The organism is Silvimonas iriomotensis, assembly GCF_014645535.1.
Taxonomy (GTDB): Bacteria; Pseudomonadota; Gammaproteobacteria; order Burkholderiales; family Chitinibacteraceae; genus Silvimonas; species Silvimonas iriomotensis.
Map to the genome: position 1 here is coordinate 497,258 of NZ_BMLX01000003.1, position 26,882 is coordinate 524,139.

Consider the following 26,882-nt stretch of genomic DNA (forward strand, 5'->3'; position numbering starts at 1 on the left):
GCATCCGTGTCGTTGTCCCGCCTTATGCTGGTGTTGCTGGTTCCCGTTGTGATGAGTGGTTGCGCGGTGGTGGACCCGCACCGCATTCTTGCCCGCCAGATTGACCGGCTGACGGTCAGCAGCACGCTGGATGAACACAACCGCGAGGCGGCGTTTGACCAGGTCTGGCATACCATCAACGACAGCTATGTAGACCCCGGTTTCAACGGCGTGGATTGGGCCGCGGTGGGGCAGCGCTATCGTCCGCTGGTTCTCAATGCGCCGGATGACGCCAGTTTCTGGGCCGAGCTTGATCACATGACGGGCGAACTGAACGATGCGCATACCCGCGTGGAAAACCCGGCGCGTTACGCGCAGATCAAGCATGACAAATCGGCCAGCCTGGGGCTGGGGGTGGATGAGATCGACGGCCGGCTGATCATGCATGGCATCAGCGGCATGTCCCAGGCGGCCCTGCTGGGCGTGCGCAGCGGGCAGGAGCTGACCGGGGTGGATGGGCAGGACGCGCTGGCCTGGTGGCAACAGCAACGCGCGCAGGTGCGCGGCGGTTCTACGGCCTGGTCGCGTGATGCGTATGTCTTGCGCGCGCTCAACAACCTGCCTGCCGGCAAGGTCCGCACGCTGGCGCTGACCCGTCCGGATGGCACGCATTTGAGTGTCGAACTGACCAACGAAGAAGCTGCATCACCGCCCTGGATTTACGCGCACACGCTCAATGGCAACCTGACGTATATCCGGTTTTCCGGTTTTGACCGGCAGATCAAACCGGAGTTGATGAAGCTGCTGGATCAAGCGGCCAGGTCCAGCGGGATTGTGATAGACCTGCGCGGCAATGGCGGCGGCGATGGGCTGATGGCCATGGATTTGCTGTCCCGTTTTGTGAAGGGCGAGATCAAGGGCGCGCAGGTGATCACGCGGGATCACAAACCAGTGCGGCTGTTCGGGTTCTCTTTGCTGGATACCAACCCGGTGCTGCAGGGCGATGCCCACCCGCTGACGGCACCACTGGCCATACTGGTTGACCGCCACTCTGCCAGCGCGGCGGAACTGGTCGCTGGCGCGGCGCAATCACTGGGCCGGGCCAAAGTGTTTGGCGAGACCACCTGCGGTTGCCTGCTGGGCTTTTTTGATTACGATCCGCTGCCCGGCGGCGGCGCGCTGGCGTTCAGCGAGGTCGATATCCGCCTGCCCAATGGCGAGCGGATTGAAGGGCGCGGCGTGGTGCCGGATGTCTCGATCACCGTGACCCGCACGGCGCTGGAACAAGGCGCTGATCCGACGCTGCAATCGGCCTTGTCCTGGCTGGCAACAGAGGCCGCGTCTGCCCCGGCCACGGCCGCCAAAACCCCCTGAACAACGCGTCTTGCAACACGCCCCCGGCAGGCTGACAACCCGCGCAACACCTTTTTGCTCCGTTTGCCGGATTGATCCAGGCGGCCTCAAATAACAACGTCATAATGCCGATATATCGAGTGGCGCTATCGATAGATCGGATTGTGCGTTGCAGCAATAACGTACGCCGGTTTCAACCACAAAAAGCTGGGGGGACAAACCATGTTCAACAACATGGGTATACGCGCGCGCATGCGGGTGTTGCTGGGGTGCATGCTGATTGGTCTGGTGCTGATCTCGGGGCTGGGGCTGCTGTCGCTGCGGTCAAGCCTGGTGAGCGCCCGGCAAAGTCAGGTGCAGCACATGGTGCAGTCGGCCATCAGCATCATGAAGTACTACCACGATCAGGAAACCGCCGGAAAACTGACGCGGGAGCAGGCCATTCATGCGGCGGGCATGGCGATCCAGTCGGCCACCTACAACGATGGCAAAGACTATTTCTTCGTCTTTGATTACAACAACGTCGAACGGTTTATCTCTAACCCCAAGCTGCTGAACAAAGACATGAGCAACGTGGCCGATGCCAACGGCGTGTTGTTTGTGCCCGAAATGGTCAAGGCCGCGCGCGCTGGCGGTGGCTTTGTCAGCTATTCCTTCCCGCGCCCGGGTAGTGACCAACCGAAGCCCAAGATCAGCTACGCCCAGGCCTTTGATGACTGGCAACTGGTGGTCGGCACCGGGGTTTATATCGACGACATCACCACCGCGTTCTGGGAAGAAACCCTCAAGCAACTGGTCTACATCGTCATTGTGCTGGTAATCCTGGGCGTTGTAGCCAGCGTGCTGGTGCGCTCTGTGCTCAAGCAACTGGGCGGCGAGCCGGCCTACGCCAGCGAGGTGGTGCGGCGCATTGCGGCGGGTGATCTTTCTGTGGCGGTGCAAACGGCCTCACACGATGAAGGCAGTTTGCTGGCCGGCATCCAGCGCATGGCCGGCTCGCTGCGCGACCTGATCCGGCAGATTCATGACAATGCCGGTGAAGCCGGGCAACTGACGCAAGAAGTGGCCAATGCGGCCAACAAGGTGGCCAGCGGCTCTGACAGCCAGTCTGATGCGACCCGTTCCATGGCGGCGGCCATTGAAGAAATGACGACCAGTATCTCGGTCGTGGCCGACAGCGCGGGCGAGGCCAGCCGGTTGTCTGGCGAGGCGGGCGAGCAAGCGCGCCAGGGCAGCCGCATCATTGAAGGCACCAGCAACAAGATCAACCATATCTCCGGCATTGTGGCGGACTCTGCCGCCAGCATTGGCGCGCTGGGCGAACAAACCGACAGCATCGCCAGCATCATGCAGATGATCCGGGAAGTGGCCGACCAGACCAACTTGCTGGCGCTCAATGCCGCCATCGAAGCCGCCCGTGCCGGTGAGGCCGGCCGTGGCTTTGCCGTGGTGGCCGACGAAGTACGCAAACTGGCCGAGCGCACCAGCAGCGCCACGGCGGAAATCAGCGGCAAGATCGACGCCATTCGCGGGGCCTCGCAAGATGCCACGGTGCGCATGGGCTCGGTGGTGACCGAGGTCGCCAACGGGGTGCAAATGGCCGGCGAGGCCAGCACGGCCATCGCCAGCATTCGCGACGACGCTGGCCGCGTGGTGACGTCTGCCAACCAGATTTCCGAAGCCCTGCGTGAGCAAAGTTCGGCCAGTCATGCCATTGCCAGCCATGTTGAGGATATTGCCAACATGGCGGAGCAGAACAGCAGCAATGCGCGGCGGGTGGCGGATGCCAGCCAGCGGCTGGATCAGATCATGCGGGGGCTGAAGGATTCGGTGGGGCAGTTCAGGGTTTGAGGTTTTTTTGTTGCCTGGGGGCTGTGTTTGTTGTTGGCTGGAACAGCGGTGTCAGCGTTGCGCCACTGACTCGTCATTCCGGTCCTCGGCGGCCCCCTCGAGCCGGAATCCAGCTGCAATGGTGGCTTGGGCTGCTGAACCCTGGACCTTGTGTTAGCGCCTGACGGCGCGGTGTTTTACATGTCGGGGGTTGCCCGACGGCAAGGCACTTTCTTTTGGGTCGCCAAAAGAAAGTGCCCAAAGAAAAGGCGACCCCTGCGACTGCGCCCTTCGGGTTCCCTGTGCTTCTCGCGAAGTCCGGCTGGCTACGGGAATTCGCTTCGCTCAAACACCCCTCCGCCGAAACCCCGGACTTCGCTGCGATGCTCGGCGCAGTCAAAGGGGCCCAACGTCAAAAGCAACGGCAACGGCAACGGCAACGGCAACGGCAACGGCAACGGCAACGGCAACGGCAACGGCAACGGCAACGGCAACCGCAACCGCAACCGCAACCGCAACCGCAACCCCGAAAATCAACGGCGACGGCACCGGCAACCACTTAAACGCAGTTCGCAAGCTTGATTGGTTCGCCCCTCCTCATCGTCATTCCGGCCTTGAGCCGGAATCCAGCTGCAATGATTGCCAGGGCTGCTGAACCCTGGACCTTACGTTAGTGCCTGGCAGCGCGGTGTTTTACATGTCGAGGGGAGCCCGACAGCAAGACGCTTTCTTTTGGGTCGCCAGCCTCGGCTGCCTCTTGGCGGGAATCCAGGTGCGCTGCTGATCAGGACACCGCCGCAAAACCTTTGGCCTTTGTTACCGCCAGCCATTTGACCAAAACTCAACAGTCATTCAACTCAAACCCCATTTATGCAACAAAGGCGTTTCTCCATACTGCGCAGCAACTGCACGTCGTCAGGCGTGTCTGATCAAGCATCAACAAAACACTGGAGAAACACCATGAGCATGCCAGCACTGGGTCTGGGTACGTTCCGCCTGAAAGATCAGGTGGTGATTGATTCTGTCCGCAATGCCCTGGATGTGGGTTACCGCGCGATTGATACCGCGCAGATTTATGGCAATGAGGCCGAGGTTGGCGAGGCGATTGCGCAGAGCGGTGTTCCGCGTGATGAGTTGTTCATTACCACCAAGATCTGGACCGACAATCTTTCGCGCCAGAAGCTGATTCCCAGCTTGCAGGACAGTCTGAAAAAGCTGCGGACTGATCGCGTTGATCTGGTGCTGATTCACTGGCCGTCGCCGGGTGATGCGGTGTCGGTGGCGGAGTTCATGGATGCGCTGGCAGAGGCCCGGGCGCAGGGGTTGGCACGGCAGATCGGGGTGTCCAACTTTAATATCGCGCTGATGCAACAAGCCATTGCAGCCGTGGGTGCGGATAATATTGCCACCAACCAGATCGAACTGAGCCCGTGGCTGCAAAACGGCAAGGTGGTGGAATTTGCCCAAAGCCAGGGGATTCATATCACCTCGTACATGACGCTGGCCTACGGTGCGGTGCTCAAAGACCCGGTGATCCTGGAGATTGCGGCCAGCCATAACGCCACGCCGGCACAAGTAGCGCTGGCCTGGGCGATGCGTCTGGGTTATTCGGTGATTCCGTCGTCGACCAGGCGCGAGAATCTGGCCAGCAACCTCAAGGCAGCCAGCCTCAAGCTGAGCCTGGATGACATGGCCCGCATTGCGGGGCTGGACCGCAATGAGCGGCTGGTCAGCCCGGATGGCCTGGCGCCGGCCTGGGATTAAGCGCATCGCTTTGAAAAAAGGTCGCCTCCGGGCGGCCTTTTTTATGCCTGTTACATGGCAGATACACGCAAACGGCATATTTGATGGGAAGATAACGCCATCACCCAGGGCTGCGTGTATCGAAGCCTGGCGGGTGTTTCAAAGTTTTCAAGGCAGGGGCCATGAACGAGAGCGATGCCGGCATTGCCAGTCAGACACAACAGGTGCAGCAGGCGATCACGCTGCATGTGCAAGGCCGGCTGACCGAGGCCGAGGCGCAGTATCAGGCGGTGCTGGCCGAGGGTGCCAACGCGCTGGCCCTGCATGGCATGGGTATTTTGCGGCACCAGCAAGGCAACGCCGAAGAAGCGCTGCGCTATCTGATCGATGCCTGTACCCAGGTGCCGGAGAACGCGGCCTGGCGCAATGATCTGGGCAATGTGCTGGCGGGGCAGGGGGCGCAAGTCGAGGCCGCAGGCCAGTTTCTGGCGGCGATCGAACGCGACGGCAATAACCCGACCTACTGGAACAACTACGGCGCCATGTTGCAGCTGATTGGCCGCGACAACGATGCCGGCCCGGCGTTTGAGCGCGCGGTGGCCCTGGCGCCAGAGCAGATCGACGCGCTGGACAACTATGGCAACTGGCTGATGCGCCATGGCCGTGAACAGGAAGGCGCGGGGTATGTTTGCCGCGCTTATGTGCTCAAGCCCGCTGCCGGCCAGCCGCCGGCCATGCGCGGCATTGCGTTTTACCGGCTGGGCCGGATCGCTGACGCGGCCGGGGTGTATCGCCAGTGGCTGGCGCAAGAGCCGGGCAACCCGACGGCGGCGCACTTGCTGGCGGCCTGTTCTGGCGAGAACGTTCCCAGCCGCTGTGCCGATGATTACGTCGTCACCACCTTTGATGACTACGCCGCCACGTTCGATGCCCGCTTGCAGCAACTGGGGTACGCCATTCCGCAGGCGCTGGACGACACGCTGGCGCAACTGGCTGTTGCGCAACGGCAATGGCAAGTGCTGGATGCCGGCTGTGGCACCGGTTGGTGCGGCACGTTCCTGCGCGGTTATGCCCAGACCCTGACCGGCGTGGATCTGTCCGGCAAGATGCTGGCGCAAGCGCAGAACCGCAATCTGTATGACCGGCTGGTACAGGCTGAACTGACCGGCTGGTTGCGGCAGACGCCAGACCGGTTTGATCTGGTGTGCGCGGCAGACCTGATGATCTATTTCGGTGATCTGCTGCCCTTGCTGACCGCCACGCACGGTTGCATGGCACCGGGCGGGCTGCTGGTGTTCTCGGCCGAAAACACGGACGGCCCCATGCTGGAACATGAATTCCAGCTTTTGCCCAGCGGCCGCTACGGTCACGGCCATCAGTATCTGGCCGACGTACTGGCGCAAAGCGGCTTTGTGCTCAAACAGATCAAACAACAGGTGGTGCGTCAGGAGTTCGGCCGCCCGCTGCCCGGTTGGGTAGTGGTGGCGGTGCGCCAGCCCTGAACGCCCCGCAGTATCGGCAGTGAGACCCGCAAGATGAATTCATCCTCCTTTTACGGCGGCTTTGCCGTCGAACGCCTGCGTGATCCGGCTTTCTGGCAACAACTGGCGCCCACCCTGCACGTGGCAGATCAAACCTTCTGGGACGCACAACCCCCGCTGGCGCTGAGTGAAGAACTGATCGCCACCCTGGCTGAACGCACCATCCGCGAAGGTTATTTCCAGGCTGACCCGGTGGACTGGCAATTGCCCATTGTCGATATGGCGACAGTAATCCACACGCTGCGGCAAATGCAGATTCCGCCGGTGCTGGCTTTTGTCTATGACGAGTTCTGGCTGGTCTACGTGAAGATGGGCGCCTTGCTGGCGCGGATTCTGGGCGATGACTATGTCACGCTGCCCAATATGTGGGCTTGGCATATCGACCCGGCGCAGAACGAACACGGCTGGAAACCCCACCGTGATCGCGGCCGCATTTCGATCTTTGAAGACGGCCGCCCGCGCATTCTGAATATCTGGCTGCCGTTGTCGGACGCCACGCCGCTCAACGGCTGCATGTATCTGGTGCCGGCAGACCGGGACCCGACCTACAACACGCCCGATGAGATGAGCATGCAGTATCAGTTGCATGACATCCGCGCCTTGCCCGCGCCCGCCGGCAGCATGCTGGGCTGGAACCAGGCCGTGCTGCACTGGGGCTCGCACAGCGCCCCGCGTGATGTGCCGCCGCGTATTTCCATTGGTGCCGAGTTCCAGCGCGCCGATATCGCCCCCTTCAGCGAGCCCTGGCTGAACCCGACCGCCATGCCGACCTTCATGGATCGCTTGCTGATCGCGGCCGCCCAGTTTGGCCGCTACCGCCATCACCACCCGGATGACGCCGGGCTGGCGTGGCTGGCAGAGCACCTGGCGCCGTAACGTTACATGATGGGGCGATGGCGGATCAGGTCGCGCAGGGCATCAAGCCGCTCTTGCGCTTCTTGTTCGGCGCGCCAGTAGGCCAGATCAGGCTCGGGTTGTGTGTCGGCCTCGGGCGGGGTGATGGCATCGGGTTCGTCGGGCATGAAACCCAGGCTGGCCAGAGACAACAGACGGGCCCAGCGCTGGCGCGGGTTGGCGTGGCAGTTGCAGCAAGTCATGGTCTACTCCCGGGCCGGTGCGGCCGTTGGTGGTGATGTAGCCATTGTGCAAAAGGGCCCGGTCGCCAAATAGACGCAGCCAGACGAATCTGGATAGTATCAGTGGGTCTCAACTTTGCATCTGTGCCTGGCCAATGACAGAAACAGTTTTGTTGCCCGAAGACCTGGCCGATACCCGCTATGGCGAGCTGGCGCGCTTGCTGTGCGAACGCATCAATAGCGGCCAGTTGAAACCGGGCGACAGAATGCCCTCCGTGCGCGAACTGTGTGCGGCACATCAGGCCAGCCCGGCCACCGTGACGCATGCATTGCACCTGCTGGAAGACAAAGGGCTGATCGAGGCCCGGCCGCGCTCCGGTTTTTATGTGCGCCGCCGGCAAGGTCACCTCAAGGCCCCGCAACAATGCGCAGACCTGGAGCCGCGCCCCCAAGTCGTGGAACTGTCTGAGCACCGCGCGCTGATCCGCGAGTTTGAACGCAGCAGCCGTCACGACTGGCTGGCCCGCGCCCATATCGACCCCGAACTGTTTCCCTCCGTGGCGTTCCAGCGCCTGATGACCAACCACGCGCGGCGTGATCCTGGCTTGCTGGCGCGGCCCGGGCGCTGTGGTGGTGCCAGTGCGCTGCGTGAACAGCTGGCGCGGCGCTCGCAATTGCTGGGCTGCGACTGGCGGGCGGACGAAATCTTTATCACCCACGACGAAACCGAAGCCGTGGGCTGTTTTTTGCGCTTGCTGACCAAACCGGGCGACGTGGTGGCGATCCAGTCGCCCTGCAATCCGGCCTTGCTTAACCTGCTTGATACGTTCCAGTTACAGGTGCTGGAAATCCCGGCGCACCCCTGTGACGGGCTGTCGGTGGACGCCCTGGCGTTTGCGCTGAAGCGCGAGAAAGTCACGGCGTGCATTTTCAGCGCCAACTACCCCAATCCCACCGGCAGCCTGTTGTCTGACCGGGACAAGCAGCGCTGCGTGCAACTTCTGGCCGAGTACGGCATTGCGCTGATCGAGGATGACACCTCTGGCGAGTTCTATTTTGGCCAGCAGCGCCCTTTGCCGTTCAAGGCATTTGATGAAACCGGCAACGTCTTTTATTGCGCCGATCTGTCGGCGGTGATCGGGCCGGGAATCGGTCTGGGTTTTGCCGTGACCGGCCGCCTGCAACCGGCGTTTGAATACCATATGGCCGCGCAGGGCACCTTTGCGCCGTTGTTGTTCCAGCGCGCGCTGGCCAGCTTGATGGACAGCGGCCAGTTCGAGCCGCAACTGCGCCGCTTGCGTCGTGGCATTACCGACAACGTGGCAGCGCACCGCGACGCAGTAGAGCGGCATTTCCCGGCGCAAACGCGTATGGCCTGCGCGCCTGGCGGCATTTTTCTGTGGCTGGAAATGCCGCGTGGTTTTGATTCGGCGCAACTGCAACGCTGCGCGCTGGCTGAAGGCGTACGCTTTGCTGCCGGCCGGTTTTTCAGCGTGGAAAACAGTTTCAGCAACTGCCTGCGTTTGAACGCCGGCAACCGGTTCCAGCCGGACATCGACAACGCCATTGCCACGCTGGGCCGGCTGGCTGCCGCCATGCTCTGAGCGCTAGTCGGCGGCCCCGGTCAGGCAGCGCGGGCACAAACAGGCCTGGTTGTCCGCACCGGCGGGTTTGACCGGCGCGGCGGCATCCGGCATGACCACCATGCACCAGCAGGTGGCCGGGTCTTCACCGCGGGTGGCTGCGCATGAATTGGGCGCGCCACAGGCCGGGCAGCGGGATGGATCAAGCGCAGAAGCGGGCGAACTTGTCATGACGGGACCGGTGCAAAAGGCAAACCAGCACTGTGCCACGCGGCCGGTTTGCCTTCAAACCGGCCGGACAATACGTTTGACCCGCCACCAATGGGCTTATCTGCCGTAAAGTAGAGGCCAAACAACACAAGGATGTGCCATGAAACTGTCTGAACAATGGGTACTGGTGACCGGCGGTGCGCGCGGTCTGGGCGCGTCGATCACCCGCGCGCTGGCGCGTGAAGGCGCGGGCGTGGTCATCAACTATTACCAGAGCGCCGATGCGGCCCATGCCCTTGCGGCGGAACTGGGCGAGCGCGTGATCGCCATCCAGGCCGATATCACCGATGCAGACCAGGTGGCGCAACTGTTCAAGACCGCGCAGGCAAAGACCGGCAAGCCGATCACCGGCGTGGTCAATAACGCCCTGGTGGATTTCAAGTTTGATGGCGATGCCCGTCCCAAGATTGGCGAGATTTCCTGGGCACGCTTTGACCAGCAACTGCAAGGCGCCATCAAGGGCGCGCTCAATACCATCCAGGCCGCATTGCCCGGCATGCGTGAAGCGCATTTTGGCCGCGTGGTGAACGTGGGCACCAACCTGTTCCAGAACCCTGTAGTGCCGTATCACGACTACACCGCCGCCAAGGCCGCGCTGCTGTCGCTGACCCGCACCGCCGCCAATGATCTGGGCCCGGATGGCATTACCGTGAACATGCTCTCTGGCGGTTTGCTGCGCACCACCGACGCCAGCGCCGCCACGCCGGAAGCCGTGTTCGACATCATCGCCGGCCTGACGCCGCTGCGCTCTGTCACCACCCCGGACGAGTTTGCCGATGCCGTGCTGTTCTTCCTCTCGCCATGGTCCCGCGCGGTAACGGGCCAGAACCTGGTGGTCGATGGCGGTCTGGTGAAGGACTAAGCGGCCCGGATCGATCGCCGTAGAGTGGATTCGGCGCGAAGCGACAATCCACCGGTGCAAGGATGGATGGCCGCGTAATTCCCCCAGCGCGTGGCGCTTTCAACCGCCCACAAAAAAGCCCGCATGACGCGGGCTTTTTTGTGGACCGGAGAATGCCTCAGGCCATGGCCGGCTGCATTTGCGCGCGGCGGTTGATCCGCAGTACGAGGATCGCCCCGGCCACGCACAGGCCGCCAGAGATCATGGTCGCCACGGTGTAACTGCCCAGGCTGTTGCGCAGCAAGCCGGCGCCCAGGGCGGCAAACGCCGCGCCCAACTGGTGGCCGGCGACAATCCAGCCGAACACCACCGGCGCATCCTTGCTGCCGAACACATCCGTTGTCAGGCGCACGGTGGGTGGTACGGTGGCCACCCAGTCCAGCCCGTAGAAGAAGGCGAAGATCGGCAGACCGAAGTACTGGATGCCAAATGCCCACGGCAAAAAGATCAGCGCCAGACCACGCAGGCCGTAATACCAGAACAGCAGTACGCGGTTGTTGAAGCGGTCTGACAACCAGCCAGAGAACGTGGTGCCGATCAGATCGAGCACGCCCATGCTGGCCAGGATGCTGGCGCCTTTTACTTCGGACAAACCGTAGTCGCCGCACATGGCAATAAAGTGCGTGCCGATATAGCCATTGGTGCTGGCGCCGCAGATGAAAAAACTCATGAACAGCAGCCAGAAATCGCGCGAGCCACTGGCTTTTTTGAGTGCGGCAAAGGCAATGGTGATCGGGTTGGCACTCGATACGCTGTGATCCAGCGGGACATCCGGGGATTCGCCAAACGGCCGCAGGCCCACGGTGGCAGGGCGCTCCGGCAGCAAGAAGGCCACCAGCGGAATGGCGATGGCTGCCGCCCCGGCCACCAGCAGCACAATCGGACGCCAGCCGTAGCGCTCGACAATGGCGGCCATCAGCGGCAGAAACAGCAACTGGCCGGTGGCAGAACTGGCGGTCAGCACGCCCATGGCAAAACCGCGGCGTTCCTTGAACCAGCGGTTCACCACCGTTGCGCCCAGCGTCATCGAGGTCGCACCAGTGGCCGCGCCAACCAGCAAACCCCAGATCAGCAGCATGTGCCAGGTCTGGCTCATCAAGCTGGACAAACCCACGCCGATGGCCAGGATCGTCAGCGCGCTCATTACGGTGCGGCGCACGCCAAAGCGCTGCATGGCTGCCGCAGCAAACGGCCCCATCAGGCCAAACAGCGCCAGGTTGATAGAGAGCGCGGCCGAGACCGTGGCGCGGCTCCAGCCAAAGTCATGTTCCAGCGGCACCATCATCACGCTGGGCGTGGCGCGGGTGCCGGCGGTGATCAGCATGATCAGGAAAACCACGGCCAGGGTAATCCAGCCGTAGTGGAAACGGCTTTTTGACCAGGCGGCCAACAGGGTTTGCATGGGTATCTCCGGCGTTGATCCAGGTGTATCTTGTTGTTTGTTACCGATCGGTAACATGTTGGTTGTGATATTAGTTACCGAGCGGTAACATTGTCAACAGCAAATATCGGAACACCGGAAACAGGATCATGACCACTGCCCGCAAAATCACTGACGGCGTTGCCGCACGTAACCAGATTCTGGATGCGGCAGAAGAACTGTTTTATTTCGAGGGATCGCGCACCAGCGGCGTCGATGCCATCGTCAAGAAAGCGGGCGTCAACAAGATGAGCCTGTACCGGCAGTTTGAATCCAAAGATGACTTGCTGCGGCAGTATCTGGACAGACGGGACGAGACGTTCTGGCGCTACATCAACGGCAGCCTGGACCAGCACCCGGGCCAGCCGCGCCGGCAGCTGGAGCAGCTGTTTGATGATCTGTCGCGCCGCACGCAGGTAGAGGGTTACCGGGGTTGTCCGTTTGTGAATATCGCCGTGGAATACCCGGAGCGCTCGCATTTTGCGCGGGAAATGGTGGCACAGAACAAAGCGGGCTTGCTGGCGCGGCTGACGCAATTATCGGCCGATGCCGGTGCGCAAGATCCGGTGGCACTGGGCGCGGCGCTGGCGCTGCTGATTGAGGGCACGTACGCCGGCAGCCAGACCTACGCGCCGGGCAACCCGTTGCTGCCGGTGTTGCCGCAAGTGGCGCGAACCTTGATTGGCGCCGCCATAAACAAAGCGGCCTGAACGGCCGCTTGAGAGGGTGCTGCTTATTTTTGCTCGTCGGCGTGCTTTTTCAGCAGGCCGTTAAGCAAGGAAGGCCGGGCATCTTTGTCTTTCTGGCCGGACGAATCCTTGCCAAAACGATCGGGCGAACCCTTCTTTTTGATGTTTTCTTTGATGCGGACCGCAGCCAGACGCTGCAGGTCGAAGTGATTGATGGGCATGGTGGTTCCTGCTGTCGGTCAGTACGGCAGGTTGACTAACCGGCCACACAAAAAAGCACGGCCCGGACAGACCGGACCGTGTTGGTTCAGCGCGCATGATACGGCATTGCGCCGGTTTCTTCCAGATACGAGCGCGCCGGGGTGAATCCAAATATCTGATTTTCAGGAAGAAAAAGCCGTTTTCACGATCCGGCCCACGTCTGCATGCGCGCCATTGATGGCATCGGCAGGTGCGGTTGAGCCGACGTAGTAGCAAGCCACCAGGATCGGCGCGCGCTGCGGCGGGCGGATGATGGCGACATCGTTGGATGCGCCGTTGTCGCCGGAACCCGTCTTGTCGCCCACTTGCCAGTCTGCCGGCAAACCGGCGTGCAGTTTGGCGTTGCCGGTGGTGTTGCCGGCCAGCCAGGTGTCCAGTTGCGTGCGGCTGGGCGCGCGCAGGATGTGGTCTTCCAGCAAGATGCGCTGCATGGTTTGCACCATGGCGCGCGGCGTGGTGGTGTCGCGCTCGTCGCCGGGCAGGGCGGTATTGAGTGTGGGCTCGTTGCGATCCAGTCGGGTAACGGTGTCGCCCTGGGCTCGCAGCCACGCGGTCAGTCTGGCCGGGCCGCCGATATCGGCCAGCAACAGGTTGGCAGCGGTGTTGTCGCTGTATTGCAAGGCGGCAGCGCACAACTCGGCCACGGTCATCTGGCCGGCGCTGACATGGGCTTTGGTGATGGGCGCGTAGCTCAGCAAATCGGCCTGCGAATAACGAACCGGGCGGTTCAGTGTCTCTGCCCCGGCATCCACCCGGCTGAGCACGCAGGCGGCCAGCAGCAGTTTGAAGGTGCTGCACAGCGGAAAGCGTTCATCCACGCGATGGGCAATGCTTTTGCCGTTGCCGGTATCCAGGGCAAAAACGCCAAGGCGGCCACCCAGGCGGTTTTCGATAGCGGCAAAGCGCGGGGCAAATTCATCCGTGCTGGCGGGCTGGCCGGCAGCCAGGGCGGGCAGGCGGGCAAAAGCAAACAGGGCCGCGGCGCCGGTCAGTAACTGGCGACGGGACAGGCCGGAGGTCAAAGGCATGGGATATTCCGCAAGAAAGTACCAGGCGTGAGCCAGGTGAAGTCAAATCCGGGGGCAAAGTGATCGTCGCACATGGGGATCGCCGCACAAGGGCAGCGCGCCCAGAACGGGCGAGAGCAGTATAGACAAATCACCCCGCCGCGCCATTGACCGCTGGCAGGGCAGAGCGCCCGGCCCGCCGTGTTGGCAAGCCGGGCAAAGCATCAAGCTGATTGCAGCAAGCGTGCGGCCATCAAATCAGGGCGTTGACCTGGGTGCCCACGTTGCCGCTGGTGGCCAGGGGCAGGCTGCCCGTGGTGCTGGCGGCGCTGGTCGCCGTCTGGCTGGTGGATGAGGTCTGGTTCTGGTTCAGCGAATCAATCTCTTGCTGAACCGCCTGGATTTCCTGCTCCAGGGTTTGCACCTGTTGTGCGCTTTGCGCGGTGTTGCCACTTTGCTGCGCACTCGCCAGTTGTTGCTCCAGCGACGCCAGTTCAGCCTGCAAAGCGCTGGCCGACGTGTTACTGGTGGCGGTGGTACTGCTGATGCTGCTGTACGGCAAGGTGCTCGATACGGCGCTGACTGCTGTCACCATGTTCAGTCCCTCTCGAAGGCGGGTTGATCAAAACGGCCTGTGGCCAGGCATCAAGCCCTGGCCGGTACTTTCTTCCGTTAGCCTGGCGCGGCTGATCGTGCTTGTCTGCAAGAGATACACGTCAGATACAAAAATCTGCCTGTCTGAGGCATTGCGATACAAAACAAGGCCTTGGCAGCGTGTTTTGATGGCTTTACCGGCACGAGCCCGGTCAGATCACCGTGTTGACTTCAGTGCCCAAGGCGCCGGTCTGCGCCAGGGGCAGTTCTACCGGATTGGTGTTGCTGGCCGGCGCGTTGGTGGTGGTCTGGGTTGTTTGCGTGGTGGCCTGGGTCACGCCGGCCTGTTGCGTGGCGACGGTGTTGGTCGTGGTCTGCGTGACGGTTTCATTGGCTGCGGTGGCGGCGTTGGTATTGGCGGCATTGGCCGTGGCCGGATTGGCGGCCGTGTTGGCCTGGTTGGCCTCGGCCGCTTGCGCTTCCTGGGCGGCCAGCGCGGCGGCATTGTTGGCCTGAACCGTGTTGATCTGCGCCTGGACAGTGGCAATCTGCGCCTCAAGCAGTTGTACTTGTTGCGCGCCAGCCAGGGTATCGGCGTTTTCCTGCGCGGTGGCCAGTTGTTGTTCCAGCGCGGCCAGCTGTGCTTGCAGGCCAACCGTAGAGGCTTCATTGACCGTGCTGACGGTGGCGACAGTCGCGGCCGGCAAGGTGGTGGTGACGGGCGTAATGGCGGTAACCATGGGGTTTTCCTCTCTCTGTAAAAGATATGGAAAGGGTGTGGCGGGCCGGGCGGGATGATCGCTTCACCGGTTTGTCATAAAACCGTCATGGCTTCTGCCCGGGTGGCGAACTATGCTGTGCCCAGTCCTTCTCATGCTGCCGTGAACAAACTCTACGACCTCCTGCCAGAGCTGGCCCAGCTGGAACGCCTGATCAAGGCGGGTCAGGGCCGGCTGGATGTACGCACCGTGGCGCAAGTCCACGTGGCACCGTACTGCCTGCCACTTCTGGTGCTGGGGCTGGGCTCTGCCGACCCCGAAGCACCGCTGGTAGGCTTTTTTGGTGGCGTGCATGGGCTGGAGCGCGTGGGCACGCAGGTGGTGCTGACTTTCCTGCACAACATCCTCAATCGCCTGCGCTGGGACCACATGCTGGAACAACAGCTGCAACATGTCCGGCTGGTGTTCATGCCGCTGGTCAATCCTGGCGGCATGTTGCAACGGCGCCGCGCCAATCCGGCCGGTATCGACCTGATGCGTAACGCCCCGCTGGATGCCGTGGAAGACGTGCCCTTTCTCCTGGGCGGGCATCGTATTGGCAACTGGTTGCCGTGGTATCGCGGCGAGGCCGGTCACGCCATGCAGCTTGAGGCCGAGGCGCTATGCCATGTGGTAGAAGAGGAGATCGCCGGACGGCAGCAAGCGATCATGCTCGATTGCCACTCAGGGTTTGGCATGCGCGACCGCATTTGGTTTCCGCTGGCGGGTAGTCGGGTGCCGATAGATAGCGTAGGAGAAATCTACACGCTCAAGATGTTGTTCGATCAGGCCTACCCGCATCACCGTTATGTGTTCGAGCCGCAAAGCCATCAGTACCTCACCCACGGTGATCTGTGGGATCACCTGTATCTGCGCGCGCGCAAGGTGCAACCGGATCAACTGTTTTTGCCGCTGACGCTGGAAATGGGCTCCTGGACATGGGTGCGCAAGAACCCGCGCCAGTTGCTCTCGCGCCTGGGGGCGTTCAACCCGCTGGCGCCGCACCGCCAGCAGCGCGTCATGCGCACCCATTTGGCCTTTATGGAATTCCTGACCCGGGTGGCCTGTAGTGGCGATCGCTGGCTGGCCGGTGATCAACGGGATCTGAAGCACCGGCGCGACGCCATGAACCTGTGGTACCGCGATGGCACCCGATGACACACCGGGCGCCGGCCCCTGGGTGTTGTTGCGCGGCCTGGGGCGGGAGGCCCGCCACTGGGGGGATTTCCCGTGGGAACTGGCCAGTGCGCTGGGCGGCGTACCCGTGCACACGCCTGATCTGCCCGGTAACGGGCGCTGGTGGCAAGAGCGCAGCGGCGTATCGATCAAGGCGCAGCGTGAACATGTGCGGGCGCAACTGGCCGCGCTGCTCGAACAAGGGCCGGTCAACGTCCTCGCCTTGTCGCTGGGGGGGATGGTGGCGCTGGACTGGGCCAGCCATCAGCCGGATGAAATAGAACGGCTGGTGCTGGTCAATACCAGCCTGGCCGGTATTGCCCCGTTCTGGCGCCGCTTGCGCTGGCAGCGTTACCCCGCACTGTTGCGGCTGTTATGGCCCTCGCTGGTGCGGCGTGAACAAGGCATTCTGGCGCTGACCAGCAACCTGCCGGAGCGCCGGGCAACGGCCTTGCCGCACTGGCTGGCCTGGCAGCGCGATGCGCCGGTGTCGGCCACCAACCTGTTGCGGCAATTGCTGGCCGCTGCCCGGTTTCAGCCGCCAGCCCTGTGGCCCGGCTGCCCCACGCTGGTGGTCACCAGCGCCCAGGATCAGCTGGTAGACCCGTTCTGTTCGGCGCAACTGGCCCGGGCGGCCGGCTGGCCGCTGCAGATCAACGGCCATGCCGGACATGATCTGCCGCTGGATGACCCGCACTGGCTGGCGCACACCGTGGCGCAATGGCAAGCCGCGCTGCTGCAAGGCTGAGCTTTCTGATTGCGCAACATAACCGTCAAATAATTGCAGGATGCTGACGGGGCCAAACGACCGGTGTGCGGCGAAAGTTGCGTTTGCAGTCAGTGCTTTTCCTTGTTGCAGTGCAGTGTTGTATTTGTAAGGAAACCGGTTACAGAAACCATATCGTAATCAGTATTTAATAATCTCCTGATAAAAATGGGTGATTCCCGTCCCGCCAGGGGTTACCTGATGCAAGCACAATTCAATGCTTCGCGTGGTTCTTTGCCACATTTCCGCCAGCCGTCGGCTGCGGATCTGTGCGCCAGCATGACCGCCATCAGCTCGGAAGATACCAACCAGTCCGTGCTGGATGTGTTCAACGCCGAGCGTGAACTGATCAGCTTGCCGGTACTGGAAAACGGTCGCCCCATTGGCCTGATCAACCGCAATATCTTCATGTCGCAGATGTCCAAACCGTTCCACCGTGAGCTTTACGGCAAAAAAAGCTGTATTGCCTTCATGGACAAGGAACCGTTGATTGTTGAAGACTCGCTGGGCATTGAAAGCCTGACGTTCCGCGCGGTGGAGTATGGCGAAAAATCCCTGGCCGACGGCTTCATCCTGACCCGTGACGGCCAGTTTGCCGGCGTGGGCCATGGCTTGCAGTTGATGCGCGTGGTGGCCGACATGCAGGCCGAGCGCAACCGCCAGATCATGCACAGTATTGATTACGCCAGCGTGATCCAGCGCGCCACGCTGCAAGTGTCCCGCGCCATGCTGACCGATACGCTGAGCGACGCCAGCCTGATCTGGGAACCGCGTGATGTGGTGGGCGGCGACTTCTATCACTTTGCCCGCTTTGCCGACGGCTGGTTTGCCGGCGTGGCCGATTGCACCGGTCACGGCGTGCCCGGCGCGTTCATGACGCTGATTTCCACCTCGATGCTCTCGCAAGCGATCGAGCGCAACAACCCGCGTGACCCGGCCAGCGTACTGGCCGAAGTCAGCCGCGGTATCAAACAGATGCTGGGCCAGACCGCCGAGCGCGCAGCGCAGACGGACTCGAACGACGGCATGGATGCCGCGTTCATGTGGTTCGACAACGCCACGCAGACGCTGACCTTTGCCGGCGCACGCACCGCGCTTTATCTGCTGTACCCGGATGCCCCGCAGATCGAGATGATCGAGGGCGATCGCGTCGGCGTGGGTTATGTGGATAGCGCCGAAGACTACACCTGGCACAACCGCAGCCTGCAGATGCCGGCCGGTACGCTGATGTTTGTCACCACTGACGGGCTGATTGACCAGATTGGCGGCAAAAAGCGCATTGCCTTTGGCAAACGCCGCGTGCGTGAACTGTTGCTGGCGCACCGGAACGAGCCCGCCAGCTACATTACCGATGCCATCCTTGCCGAGTTTGCCAACTGGCAAGCCGCGGAAACCCGCCGGGATGACCTGACCTGCCTTTGTGTCCGCATGAAGGGCACCAAACCATGAACCAGCCCGAGCTGGCCCCGTTGTCGGAGCACACCATGATTTACCAGCAATACCGCGACTTCTGCGAAGCAGCGCGGCAACGCCACGTGATCTTTTACTACGTGGGGTATTTCTCGCAGCACATCGTCGGCGCCATGGCCGACGCGCTCAAGCTGCGCCTGGAAGTCTCTGGCCTGGCAGGCCCGACCCGCCGCAAGCTGTTTTCGTCGTTTGTGGAAATGGCCCAGAACATCATCCATTACTCGGATGACGCGCTGACCCCGCCGGATCTGGATAACCACGAAGTACGCCACGGCTCGGTATGTATCGGTATCGAGAACGATCACTACTATCTGCTGTGCGCCAACCCGATCAAGCGCGAGCTGGAAACCAGCCTGCGCCAGACTGTCGAGCCGCTGCGCACCATGACGCTGGAAGAAATCAAGCAAGCCTACAAAGAAGCGCTGCGCTCTGAATCGCCCGTCGACAGCAAGGGCGCTGGCGTGGGCTTTCTGACCATGGCGCGCGACGCCAGCGAACCGCTGGAATTCGAATTTGTACCCATGGCGGGTGAAGACCGCAGCATGTTCTACATCAAGGCCATTATCTGACCGCAACCGCACAGACGGAAAACCCCGGTCAACAGCACTACAGGATTACAACTATGGATGATCTCTACATTGCCGCCACGCCGACCTCGCCAGAGGTCGACTTCCGTTTCAGCCAGAATGTGCTGAGCCTGAAAGGCGAGTCTTATCCGGAAAACGCCGCAGCCTTTTACAGCGACGTGATTAACCAGGTGCGCAGCTGGCTGGCCGCCTGCCAGGGGCAGCACATCGTGGTGAATGTGGCGCTGGCGTACTTCAACAGCTCCAGCACCAAAGTGCTGTTCAACCTGTTTGACGCCTTTAACCAGGCCGCCATGATGGGCAACCACGTGACGCTGAACTGGTTCCACGACGAAGAAGACGACACCATTCTGGAATTCGGCCAGGAACTGCACGACGACTTCGGCGCCCTGGACTTCCACGACCACGCACTTTCTGGCGCCTGAACTTGAATACCGTGACTGATCCCGATCTGTTTGACCTGGAGCACGCCGCACTGGCCGAAGCCACCCTGGTCTTCGAAGACGCGCATGCGCCCGCTGGCATTTACCGGCTGGCTCTGGGTGAACTGATCGGGCATTACGAACGGCTGCTGCGGGAGACTGATCGCCTGATCCGCCGCAGTGATCGCCAGGAGCGCGAGATGACCGTGCTCAACCAGCGTCTGCAGGCGCTGGCCCGCAGCCTGGAATACCGCGCCCGCCACGATACCCTGACCGGCGTGCTCAACCGGGGCGCGGTGATTGAACTCTCTGGCGAGATGCTGGCGGGCAGCGACATGGCGCTGATCGTGCTGGATCTGGATCACTTCAAGCGCATCAACGACACCTACGGCCACCCCGCAGGTGACATGGTGCTGCAGACCGTCGTGGGGCACTTGCAGTCGGTGGTGCCGCAAACCGGCGAGATCGGCCGCGTAGGCGGCGAAGAATTCACCGTCATGCTGCCCCGCACGACGCTGGACGACGCGCTGGCCATTGCCGAACGCATGCGCGCCGCCGTGGCCGCCCATGTCTTCCCCGCACCGATCGAGCGCAACATCACCGCCAGTTTCGGCGTCAGCTGGAACGACGTCGGCACCCCCTTCGAAAACGCCTACGGCCGCGCCGATGAAGCGCTCTACATTGCCAAACGCAATGGCCGTGATCAGGTGGTCCGCGCCCGCAACTGAGCGGGTGTCTGCTTTTTCTTCTGCTTTCCTGCGACGGCCCTGTCAGCGCTTTGTCTGAACATTCCTGCTTCATTTCAGGGCCGTTTCCTCTGCCCGTGCTCAACTCTCTTACATACCCTTAAATCATTTTTTTCTGACCGCTTGTCGCCCGTCGGCTTTTTGTTGTCATAAAACATGAAAAACGCATTTTTGTATGCAACATTAAAGAAGTTGTCTTACAAAATGAACGCGTGCACAGAAATAGCGATGTTTCCGATAAACGTAGCTCAATCTGTTGATGGTATTGGATTTTTTCATTAATATCCGGTCTCGATTTGTGAGAACTTGTCGATTACGTATCCATATTTCTAACAAATTTTGAAAGGAATTGGGGCAAACCCATGGGCGTCAGGGCTGCTGTACTTCACTTGCCAGGCACAAGCTTGCGTACTGCACGACGCTCTGTCGTAGAGCTGTCTCTGGCTTTGCTGACGCTCTCAACTGGTGCGCACGCTGCGGTGTCGGCAGATGATGAAGCGCGCTATAAAGCCGCCATTGAAGATGCCCGCAACAATCACCTGGCTGATGCGGTAACCAGCTTGCAAGGCCTGCACGCGGCCTACCCCAACGATCCCCGATTCCGTAACGACCTGGTGGCGGTGTCTGCCTGGGCCGGCGATGACGCGCAAGCGGTGGCTGCTGCGCAAGGGCTGGACCCGGACACCGCGCCGGTTTATGTGCTGGCCGCCTGGGCCGATGCCGAAAAGCACCTGCAACACACCGATGCCGCCCGCAAACTGTATGAAGTGCTGGGCCGGCGTGATCCGGCGCGCTTTGATGTGCAGATTTCGCTGACCCAGCTTGAACTGCAGGCCAACCAGCCGGAAAAAGCGCTGACCCGCCTGAAGGCCGTGGATGAAGACATCCTGGCGCCCAAAGACAAGATTGCCCTGTCTGAGATGTTCATCCACGTTTACAACGTGATGGCCAATTACGCCCAGGTGTTGTACTGGTGCGATCACTTGCAGGCGCTTGATCCGGGCAACCGCACGGCGGCGGAATCGCGTTTTGTCGCCACCTTGCGCATGAGCGCGCCGCATCTGGCCTTGTCGACCACGCTGACGCTCAAGCCGGCTGATCTGGCCGCCGCAAAAACAGCCGCGGTGCAGCGGGAAATCCGCTGGGGCAAGACCGAGTCTGACAACAGCCGCGCCGATTCGCCCACCCGCTGGAACCTGACCGACAAAGCCATCGCCCATGGCGAGGCGCATGTCGAAGCCTTGCGCGGGCCGGAAGCCGCCGGCCAGGATGCGATCTTTGCCCAGCAATATGATCTGGTTGAAGCGCTGGTAAACCGGCGCCGCATGCAAGATGCGGTCAATCTTTACCAGAGCCTGCAAAAACAGAACGCCCCGATCCCGCCGTGGGTGAAGGTGCCGGCGGCCTCGGCCTGGCTGGCGGTGCGCCAGCCCGAAATGGCCATCACCCTGCTGGAACAGGCTTTTGCCGCCAAGGTGGGGGATTTCGACGCGCACGTGACGTATGTCTATGCGCTGCTGGAGGCAGAGCGCCCCAGGGAAGCCATCGCCGCTGCAGATCAACTGGTGGCCGATACGCCGGAATGGCGCAATAACGCTTATCCGGCCTTGCGCGTGGAAAACCAGGATTACCCCGCCGCCCAGTTGCTGGCCGCGCAAGTGCGTGCCTGGACCGAACAACTGGCCGAAGCGCAACGTCGGGTTGATGACCTGCATCATCGCGCGCCGGGCAATGAAGATATCAGCGCCGCCCAGGCCGAGGTAGACCGCCTGCGTGGCTGGCCGCGCCGGGCCATTACCTTGCTGACGCGTCTGCAAACGGCCTCGCCCGATTACATCTGGGCCCTGCCGCCGCTGTTTGATGCGCATATGGATGCGCAGGATTACGCCGCCGCCGCCGCGGATCTGGCGCGCGCCCGCCAGCAAATGCCTGATGACGATGCCACCCGCCGCATGGCCCGCAGCTGGGCCGACCACATGCGGGAGGAGAGCGTCTCGACCCTGACCGTGGGCCGCAGTGGTGGTGGCAAGGAAGGCTTGTCCAATAACGGCAGCGGCAATAGCGACGTCACCGACATCACGTTCGATACCCGTTTTTACAGCCAGCCGATTGACTGGAACTGGCGCGCCTACGCCCACGCTGGCTGGCAACAAAGCCGCGACGACGTGGAAAACCTGCTGCGCCGTGAAGCCGGTGCCGGCCTGGAATACCGCGCGCCAGTGTGGTCGGGCGAGGCACAGATTGATGGTTCCAATGGCTCGTCCGGCGCCGCCGGCGGTCATGTGCTGGTCAGCTATCACCCCACCGATTTCTGGAACGTTGATCTGGGCTATGCCCACAACAGCGACGACACCCCGCTGCGCGCCTTCAACGATGGCGTGCACACCGACTTTTACAGCGCCGCTTTCCGCTATCGCTGGAGTGAATCGGCCGAAGCCGGTGTCTCGGCCACCAACGGGCGCTTTAGCGACGACAACAACCGCGTGAGCTGGGGCGTGTTCGGCCAGCGCCGCCTCATCAGCCAGCCGTATTACCAGATGGATGGGCGCATTGACGTGGGCGGCATGCACAACACGCTGTCGGCCGACAACGCCAGCTATTTCAACCCGTCCAGCCAGGTGGCCGCTTCGGCCTCCATGATCAATCGCTGGGTTGAATGGCGCCGTTACGAGCGCCAGGTCAGCCACACCCTCACGCTCAGCGTGGGCGACAACTGGCAGCAAAGCTACGGCAGCGCCGTGATTGCCGCCGCCGATTACGAACTTGATTACCAGATCGATGCACTGCACGACTGGCGCATTGGCGCCAGCGTGGGCCGCGCCGTGTATGACGGCAACCCGGAAACGGATTACGCCGTGCACACCACACTGGACTGGAAATTCTGAACATGCCCAATGTGAACGCCTTTCTTCGCCAATTTGCCGCGCTGGCCCTGATGGCCCTGGTGCTGGCCTTGCCGGCCCGCGCCGACACCGCCACCTGGCCGGCCGACAGCTTTGAAGTCCTGTGTTACCACGAAGTGCGCGATGACGTGTGGGTGCTGCCAGACCCGTATGCCATCAGCACCCGGCGCCTGGCCCAGCATTTTGAGTGGCTGCGTGAAAACGGTTACCACGTGATCAGCGTGGATGACATTCTGGACGCCCGCGCCGGCAAAAAGCCGCTGCCGCCCAAAGCCATCTTGCTGAGCTTTGATGACGGCTATCGCAGCTTTTACACCAATGTATTCCCGCTGCTCAAAGCCTTTGGCTATCACGCCGTGCAAGGCGTTGTCGGGCACTGGATTGACGCCACCGAAGGTGCCGAGATCACCGCTGAATCGCGCAATTACAGCCGCGACGACATCATGACCTGGGCGCAGATCAAGGAGCTGTCTGACTCGGGTCTGGTCGAGATTGCCTCGCACAGCTTTAACGAGCACCACGGCAGCCAGGCCAATCCGCAAGGCAACCAGTTGCCGGCACTGATTACCCATGTGTACGACCCGGTCGCCAACGCCTACGAGACCGACGCCCAGTACACCGCGCGTATCCGCAATGATCTGCAGCAGAATTCTGACCTGATCGCAAAACACATTGGCAAGGCACCACGGGTGATGGTGTGGCCCTATGGTCGTTACAACCAGGCCACCATCGATGCGGCCAAGGCCGTCGGCATGCCGATCACGCTGACGCTGGACGACGGCACCAACAGCCCGGATGTCGGTCTGGATCGCCTGCGCCGTGTCCTGATTACCCATAACGACGGCGAAAGCACCAAGGCGCTGGATGCGGCCATGCGTGCCTCGTCCGCCCGGCCGTTGCGCGTCATGCATGTGGATCTGGATTACGTCTACGACCCGGACCCCAAGCAACAGGAAATCAACCTGGGCAAATTGCTGGACCGCGTCAAGGCCAGCGGCGCCACCACCGTGTTCCTGCAGGCCTATGCCGACCCGAGCGGGGCCGGTGCCGCCACGGCGCTGTATTTCCCCAACCGTCATCTGCCCATGCGCGCCGATTTGTTCAGCCGCGCCGCCTGGCAACTGGAAACCCGCGCTGGCGTGAAGGTGTATGCCTGGATGCCGCTGATGGCCTACGTGCTGCCAGAGACCGACCCGCTGGCCAGCCATCTTGTCACCGCCAGCGATCCGAAGGGCGCGCATGCCTATCACCGCCTCAGCCCGTTTGATCCGGCCGTGCGGGCGCTGATCGCCGACATTTACGACGATCTGGCCACCCACGCCATCTTCCAGGGCGTGCTGTTCCATGACGACGCCACGCTGACCGACTTTGAAGACGACAGCGCGGCTGCCCGTACCGTGTATCAAAGCTGGGGGCTGCCGGCAGCGGTGGCTGACATCCGCAAAGACCCGGCGCTGATGAACCGCTGGAGCACGCTCAAGACCGCGTACCTGACCGATTTCTCCATGCAACTGGCCGACCGCGTGCGCGCCTGGCAACCCAATCTGAAAACGGCACGCAACATTTACGCCCGCGTGGTGTTGCAGCCGGAATCCCAGGCCTGGTTTGCCCAGTCGTTGCCGGATTTCCTGAACCATTACGATTACACCGCCATCATGGCGATGCCGTATATGGAAGGCGCCAAAGAACCGTTGCCGTGGCTGAAAAACCTGGCGCAAACCGTGGGCCAGATCCCAGGCGCGCTGGATAAAAGCGTGTTTGAACTGCAAGCCACCGACTGGAAAACCAGCACGCCGATCACCGGGCACGAACTGGCCACGCAGATGGATGTGCTGATCGACGCCGGCGCGCGCAACTACGGTTATTACCCCGATGACTTTGTGCGCGATCAGCCCAAGCTCGACGAACTGGTTGAGCGCTTCTCGCTGCGCAGTTTTCCGTACCGGAGCGGCAAGTGAATACCTTGTCCGCACTCTCCACTTTGCTGCTGCAGTTTGCGTTTTTCTATCCGCTGACCATGGCATGGATGTGGATGATTGGCGCTGTGCATTACTACTGGCGCTTTGAAAAACGCCTGGCTGGCGTGCAGATTCCGCCGATCCTGGATCATTACCCGGGCGTCTCGCTGATTGTGCCCATGCACAACGAAGGCGAAAACGCGCGCGAGACCATTGCCCAGTTGATGTGCCAGCGCTACCCGACGTTTGAAGTGATTGCCGTCAATGATGGCAGCAAGGACGATACCGGCGCCATTCTGGACGAACTGTCAGAACAGTATCCGCGCCTGCGGGTGATTCACCTGGCCACCAACCAGGGCAAGGCCATGGGCCTGAATACCGCCGCCCTGATGGCCAAATACGAATTCCTGATCTGCATTGATGGCGATGCGCTGCTGGATGAATACGCCGCCGCCTGGTTCATGCAGCACTTTGTCCACGGCCCGCGCCTGGGCGCGATCACCGGCAACCCGCGCATCCGCAACCGGTCGACTCTGCTGGGCAAACTGCAGGTGGGCGAGTTCTCTTCGATCATCGGCATGATCAAACGCGCCCAGCGCACCTATGGCCGCATCTTTACGATCTCTGGCGTGGTTGGCGCGTTCCGCCGCGCGGCGCTGCATGACGTGGGCTACTGGAGCCCGGAGATGCTGACCGAGGATATCGACATCAGCTGGAAACTGCAGATTGCGCACTGGGATATCCGCTACGAGCCCAAAGCCTGCTGCTGGATTCTGATGCCGGAAACCCTCAAGGGCCTGTGGAAGCAGCGGCTGCGCTGGGCCATGGGCGGCGTGCAGGTGCTGATCAAATATCTGCCTTCGCTCTTGTTCTGGCGCAAGCGCCGCATGTGGGCCATCTACGCCGAGTTCCTGCTGAGCGTGGCCTGGGCCTACATCATGGGTGGTGTCACGCTGCTGTGGTTCCTTGGCCTGTTCATGCCGCTGCCGCAACCCTTGTATATCCAGACCATCCTGCCGGGCTGGAATGGTGTGGTGATCGGCGTGACCTGCTTGCTGCAGATTGGCGTCGCGCTGCGACTGGATTCGCAATACGACGAAGGCATGGGCAAGTCGTACTACTGGATGGTCTGGTATCCGCTGGCCTACTGGCTGCTCAACATGCTGACCACCATCTGGGCCGTGCCCAAAACACTCATGCGCAAGCGTAACTCGCGGGCGGTATGGGTCAGCCCTGACCGGGGCATCCAGCAAACTGTGCAGACCCCCACCCCGGCTGCGCATGAACATTATGTGAGCACCAAATCATGATGGATTTGCCCCCCGCATCCGCCTCGCACCTGATCATTGAGCGCCCTGACTGGCAGACGCGCCGCCAGCGCCTGACCTATGGTTCTTTCTCTGCGCTGTTCTGGGCGTTCTGGGGCTATCTGTGGTTGCCATTGCTGACGGCCGTCGGCTGGGTTGGCGAGGGCTTTTTTGCCTGGCATCACATGATTCAGCTCAAGGGGTTCATTGCCTTCGAACACCTGGCCGCATCTTACGTCGGCACGCTCACCGTGCTGGGCGGCATCTTTGTCGGCTGGGCCATGTACAACTATCTGCGTTTCAGGGGCTATGACCGCCGCAAACCGCGCCCGACCGTGACTGATCACGATCTGGCGCAGTTCTACAACGTGGCGCAGCCGGACGTGGAACAGTGGCACAAGGCCAAGCGCCTTGTGGTCTGGCATGCCGACAACGGCCAGGTGATCCGTGTCGATGCAGACCTGCCGCCCGCTCAGCCGCAAGTGGTGCCGGGCCCCGCACCGCAGCCGGCGCCCGTGCTGCACTAAGTCCTGCCAACCGGG

At 61.8% G+C, this 26,882-nt stretch carries 25 protein-coding genes; 18 read left to right on the forward strand and 7 right to left on the reverse strand.

The window, feature by feature from the left end; translation table 11 throughout:
- The first annotated feature begins 6 nt into the window (after positions 1-6).
- The 5 genes from IEX57_RS13735 to IEX57_RS13755 all read left to right on the forward strand — a co-directional run bounded on the left by IEX57_RS13735 (position 7) and on the right by IEX57_RS13755 (position 7,322).
- Entirely contained in the window at positions 7-1,353 is a 1,347-nt protein-coding gene (locus IEX57_RS13735) for a S41 family peptidase (RefSeq protein WP_188704914.1), read from the forward strand.
- Positions 1,354-1,554: 201 nt separating this feature from the next.
- A complete protein-coding gene (locus IEX57_RS13740; RefSeq protein ID WP_188704915.1) occupies positions 1,555-3,183 on the forward strand; it encodes a methyl-accepting chemotaxis protein in 1,629 nt (542 codons plus the stop codon).
- 939 nt (positions 3,184-4,122) lie between these two features.
- Complete coding sequence (gene dkgB, locus IEX57_RS13745; RefSeq protein ID WP_188704916.1) at positions 4,123-4,926, forward strand: 2,5-didehydrogluconate reductase DkgB; 804 nt, start codon at positions 4,123-4,125, stop codon at positions 4,924-4,926.
- A gap of 161 nt (positions 4,927-5,087) precedes the next feature.
- On the forward strand, positions 5,088-6,407 hold the full coding sequence (locus IEX57_RS13750) for a tetratricopeptide repeat protein (RefSeq protein ID WP_188704917.1): 1,320 nt from the start codon (positions 5,088-5,090) through the stop codon (positions 6,405-6,407).
- Positions 6,408-6,440: 33 nt separating this feature from the next.
- A complete protein-coding gene (locus tag IEX57_RS13755) occupies positions 6,441-7,322 on the forward strand; it encodes a phytanoyl-CoA dioxygenase family protein (protein ID WP_188704918.1) in 882 nt (293 codons plus the stop codon).
- Between the two features lie 2 nt (positions 7,323-7,324).
- Here IEX57_RS13755 and IEX57_RS13760 read toward each other — a convergent pair whose 3' ends face one another.
- Complete coding sequence (locus IEX57_RS13760) at positions 7,325-7,543, reverse strand: hypothetical protein (protein ID WP_188704919.1); 219 nt, start codon at positions 7,541-7,543, stop codon at positions 7,325-7,327.
- A gap of 134 nt (positions 7,544-7,677) precedes the next feature.
- Here IEX57_RS13760 and IEX57_RS13765 point away from each other — a divergent pair, with 134 nt between their 5' ends.
- Entirely contained in the window at positions 7,678-9,126 is a 1,449-nt protein-coding gene (locus IEX57_RS13765) for an aminotransferase-like domain-containing protein (RefSeq protein ID WP_188704920.1), read from the forward strand.
- Positions 9,127-9,129: 3 nt separating this feature from the next.
- On the opposite strand, the gene IEX57_RS13770 is transcribed toward IEX57_RS13765, so the two are convergent.
- Positions 9,130-9,336 carry a cysteine-rich CWC family protein gene (locus IEX57_RS13770; RefSeq protein ID WP_188704921.1) on the reverse strand — a complete coding sequence of 69 codons (207 nt, stop codon included), beginning with the start codon at positions 9,334-9,336 and terminating at the stop codon, positions 9,130-9,132.
- Positions 9,337-9,475: 139 nt separating this feature from the next.
- Here IEX57_RS13770 and IEX57_RS13775 point away from each other — a divergent pair, with 139 nt between their 5' ends.
- Positions 9,476-10,237: a 3-oxoacyl-ACP reductase gene (locus tag IEX57_RS13775; protein WP_188704922.1), complete on the forward strand. Its 762-nt coding sequence runs from the start codon at positions 9,476-9,478 to the stop codon at positions 10,235-10,237.
- A gap of 157 nt (positions 10,238-10,394) precedes the next feature.
- Here IEX57_RS13775 and IEX57_RS13780 read toward each other — a convergent pair whose 3' ends face one another.
- The gene (locus IEX57_RS13780) at positions 10,395-11,678 is read right to left on the reverse strand and encodes an MFS transporter (RefSeq protein WP_188704923.1); all 1,284 of its coding nucleotides are present in this window, start codon (positions 11,676-11,678) and stop codon (positions 10,395-10,397) included.
- A 128-nt stretch (positions 11,679-11,806) separates the two neighbouring features.
- Here IEX57_RS13780 and IEX57_RS13785 point away from each other — a divergent pair, with 128 nt between their 5' ends.
- Complete coding sequence (locus IEX57_RS13785; protein ID WP_188704924.1) at positions 11,807-12,406, forward strand: TetR/AcrR family transcriptional regulator; 600 nt, start codon at positions 11,807-11,809, stop codon at positions 12,404-12,406.
- A 23-nt stretch (positions 12,407-12,429) separates the two neighbouring features.
- Here IEX57_RS13785 and IEX57_RS13790 read toward each other — a convergent pair whose 3' ends face one another.
- The 4 genes from IEX57_RS13790 to IEX57_RS13805 all read right to left on the reverse strand — a co-directional run bounded on the left by IEX57_RS13790 (position 12,430) and on the right by IEX57_RS13805 (position 14,987).
- Complete coding sequence (locus IEX57_RS13790) at positions 12,430-12,606, reverse strand: hypothetical protein (RefSeq protein ID WP_188704925.1); 177 nt, start codon at positions 12,604-12,606, stop codon at positions 12,430-12,432.
- 162 nt (positions 12,607-12,768) lie between these two features.
- Positions 12,769-13,674: a class A beta-lactamase gene (gene bla, locus IEX57_RS13795; protein ID WP_188704926.1), complete on the reverse strand. Its 906-nt coding sequence runs from the start codon at positions 13,672-13,674 to the stop codon at positions 12,769-12,771.
- A gap of 232 nt (positions 13,675-13,906) precedes the next feature.
- Complete coding sequence (locus tag IEX57_RS13800) at positions 13,907-14,248, reverse strand: FlxA-like family protein (protein ID WP_188704927.1); 342 nt, start codon at positions 14,246-14,248, stop codon at positions 13,907-13,909.
- 211 nt (positions 14,249-14,459) lie between these two features.
- Positions 14,460-14,987, reverse strand: a complete 528-nt coding sequence (locus tag IEX57_RS13805; protein WP_188704928.1) for a hypothetical protein — start codon at positions 14,985-14,987, stop codon at positions 14,460-14,462.
- Between the two features lie 141 nt (positions 14,988-15,128).
- On the opposite strand from IEX57_RS13805, the gene IEX57_RS13810 reads away from it, so the two are divergent.
- The 10 genes from IEX57_RS13810 to pgaD all read left to right on the forward strand — a co-directional run bounded on the left by IEX57_RS13810 (position 15,129) and on the right by pgaD (position 26,867).
- A complete protein-coding gene (locus tag IEX57_RS13810) occupies positions 15,129-16,163 on the forward strand; it encodes a M14 family zinc carboxypeptidase (RefSeq protein ID WP_229709022.1) in 1,035 nt (344 codons plus the stop codon).
- Positions 16,150-16,929 carry an alpha/beta fold hydrolase gene (locus IEX57_RS13815; RefSeq protein ID WP_188704930.1) on the forward strand — a complete coding sequence of 260 codons (780 nt, stop codon included), beginning with the start codon at positions 16,150-16,152 and terminating at the stop codon, positions 16,927-16,929. The genes IEX57_RS13810 and IEX57_RS13815 overlap by 14 nt, the downstream gene beginning before the upstream one ends.
- Before the next feature lie 219 nt (positions 16,930-17,148).
- A complete protein-coding gene (locus IEX57_RS13820) occupies positions 17,149-18,396 on the forward strand; it encodes a SpoIIE family protein phosphatase (RefSeq protein ID WP_188704931.1) in 1,248 nt (415 codons plus the stop codon).
- A complete protein-coding gene (locus IEX57_RS13825; protein ID WP_229709023.1) occupies positions 18,393-18,986 on the forward strand; it encodes a SiaB family protein kinase in 594 nt (197 codons plus the stop codon). The genes IEX57_RS13820 and IEX57_RS13825 overlap by 4 nt, the downstream gene beginning before the upstream one ends.
- 53 nt (positions 18,987-19,039) lie before the next feature.
- Entirely contained in the window at positions 19,040-19,429 is a 390-nt protein-coding gene (locus tag IEX57_RS13830; RefSeq protein WP_188704932.1) for a DUF1987 domain-containing protein, read from the forward strand.
- 11 nt (positions 19,430-19,440) lie between these two features.
- Positions 19,441-20,154: a GGDEF domain-containing protein gene (locus IEX57_RS13835; protein WP_188704933.1), complete on the forward strand. Its 714-nt coding sequence runs from the start codon at positions 19,441-19,443 to the stop codon at positions 20,152-20,154.
- Between the two features lie 422 nt (positions 20,155-20,576).
- Positions 20,577-23,057, forward strand: coding sequence for a poly-beta-1,6 N-acetyl-D-glucosamine export porin PgaA (pgaA, locus tag IEX57_RS13840; RefSeq protein ID WP_188704934.1), 2,481 nt, complete (start codon positions 20,577-20,579; stop codon positions 23,055-23,057).
- A 2-nt stretch (positions 23,058-23,059) separates the two neighbouring features.
- Entirely contained in the window at positions 23,060-25,033 is a 1,974-nt protein-coding gene (gene pgaB / locus IEX57_RS13845) for a poly-beta-1,6-N-acetyl-D-glucosamine N-deacetylase PgaB (RefSeq protein WP_188704935.1), read from the forward strand.
- The gene (gene pgaC / locus IEX57_RS13850; protein ID WP_229709024.1) at positions 25,030-26,343 is read left to right on the forward strand and encodes a poly-beta-1,6-N-acetyl-D-glucosamine synthase; all 1,314 of its coding nucleotides are present in this window, start codon (positions 25,030-25,032) and stop codon (positions 26,341-26,343) included. Before pgaB ends, pgaC begins: the two co-directional genes overlap by 4 nt.
- Positions 26,340-26,867: a poly-beta-1,6-N-acetyl-D-glucosamine biosynthesis protein PgaD gene (pgaD, locus tag IEX57_RS13855; protein ID WP_188704936.1), complete on the forward strand. Its 528-nt coding sequence runs from the start codon at positions 26,340-26,342 to the stop codon at positions 26,865-26,867. Before pgaC ends, pgaD begins: the two co-directional genes overlap by 4 nt.
- Positions 26,868-26,882: the final 15 nt, after the last annotated feature.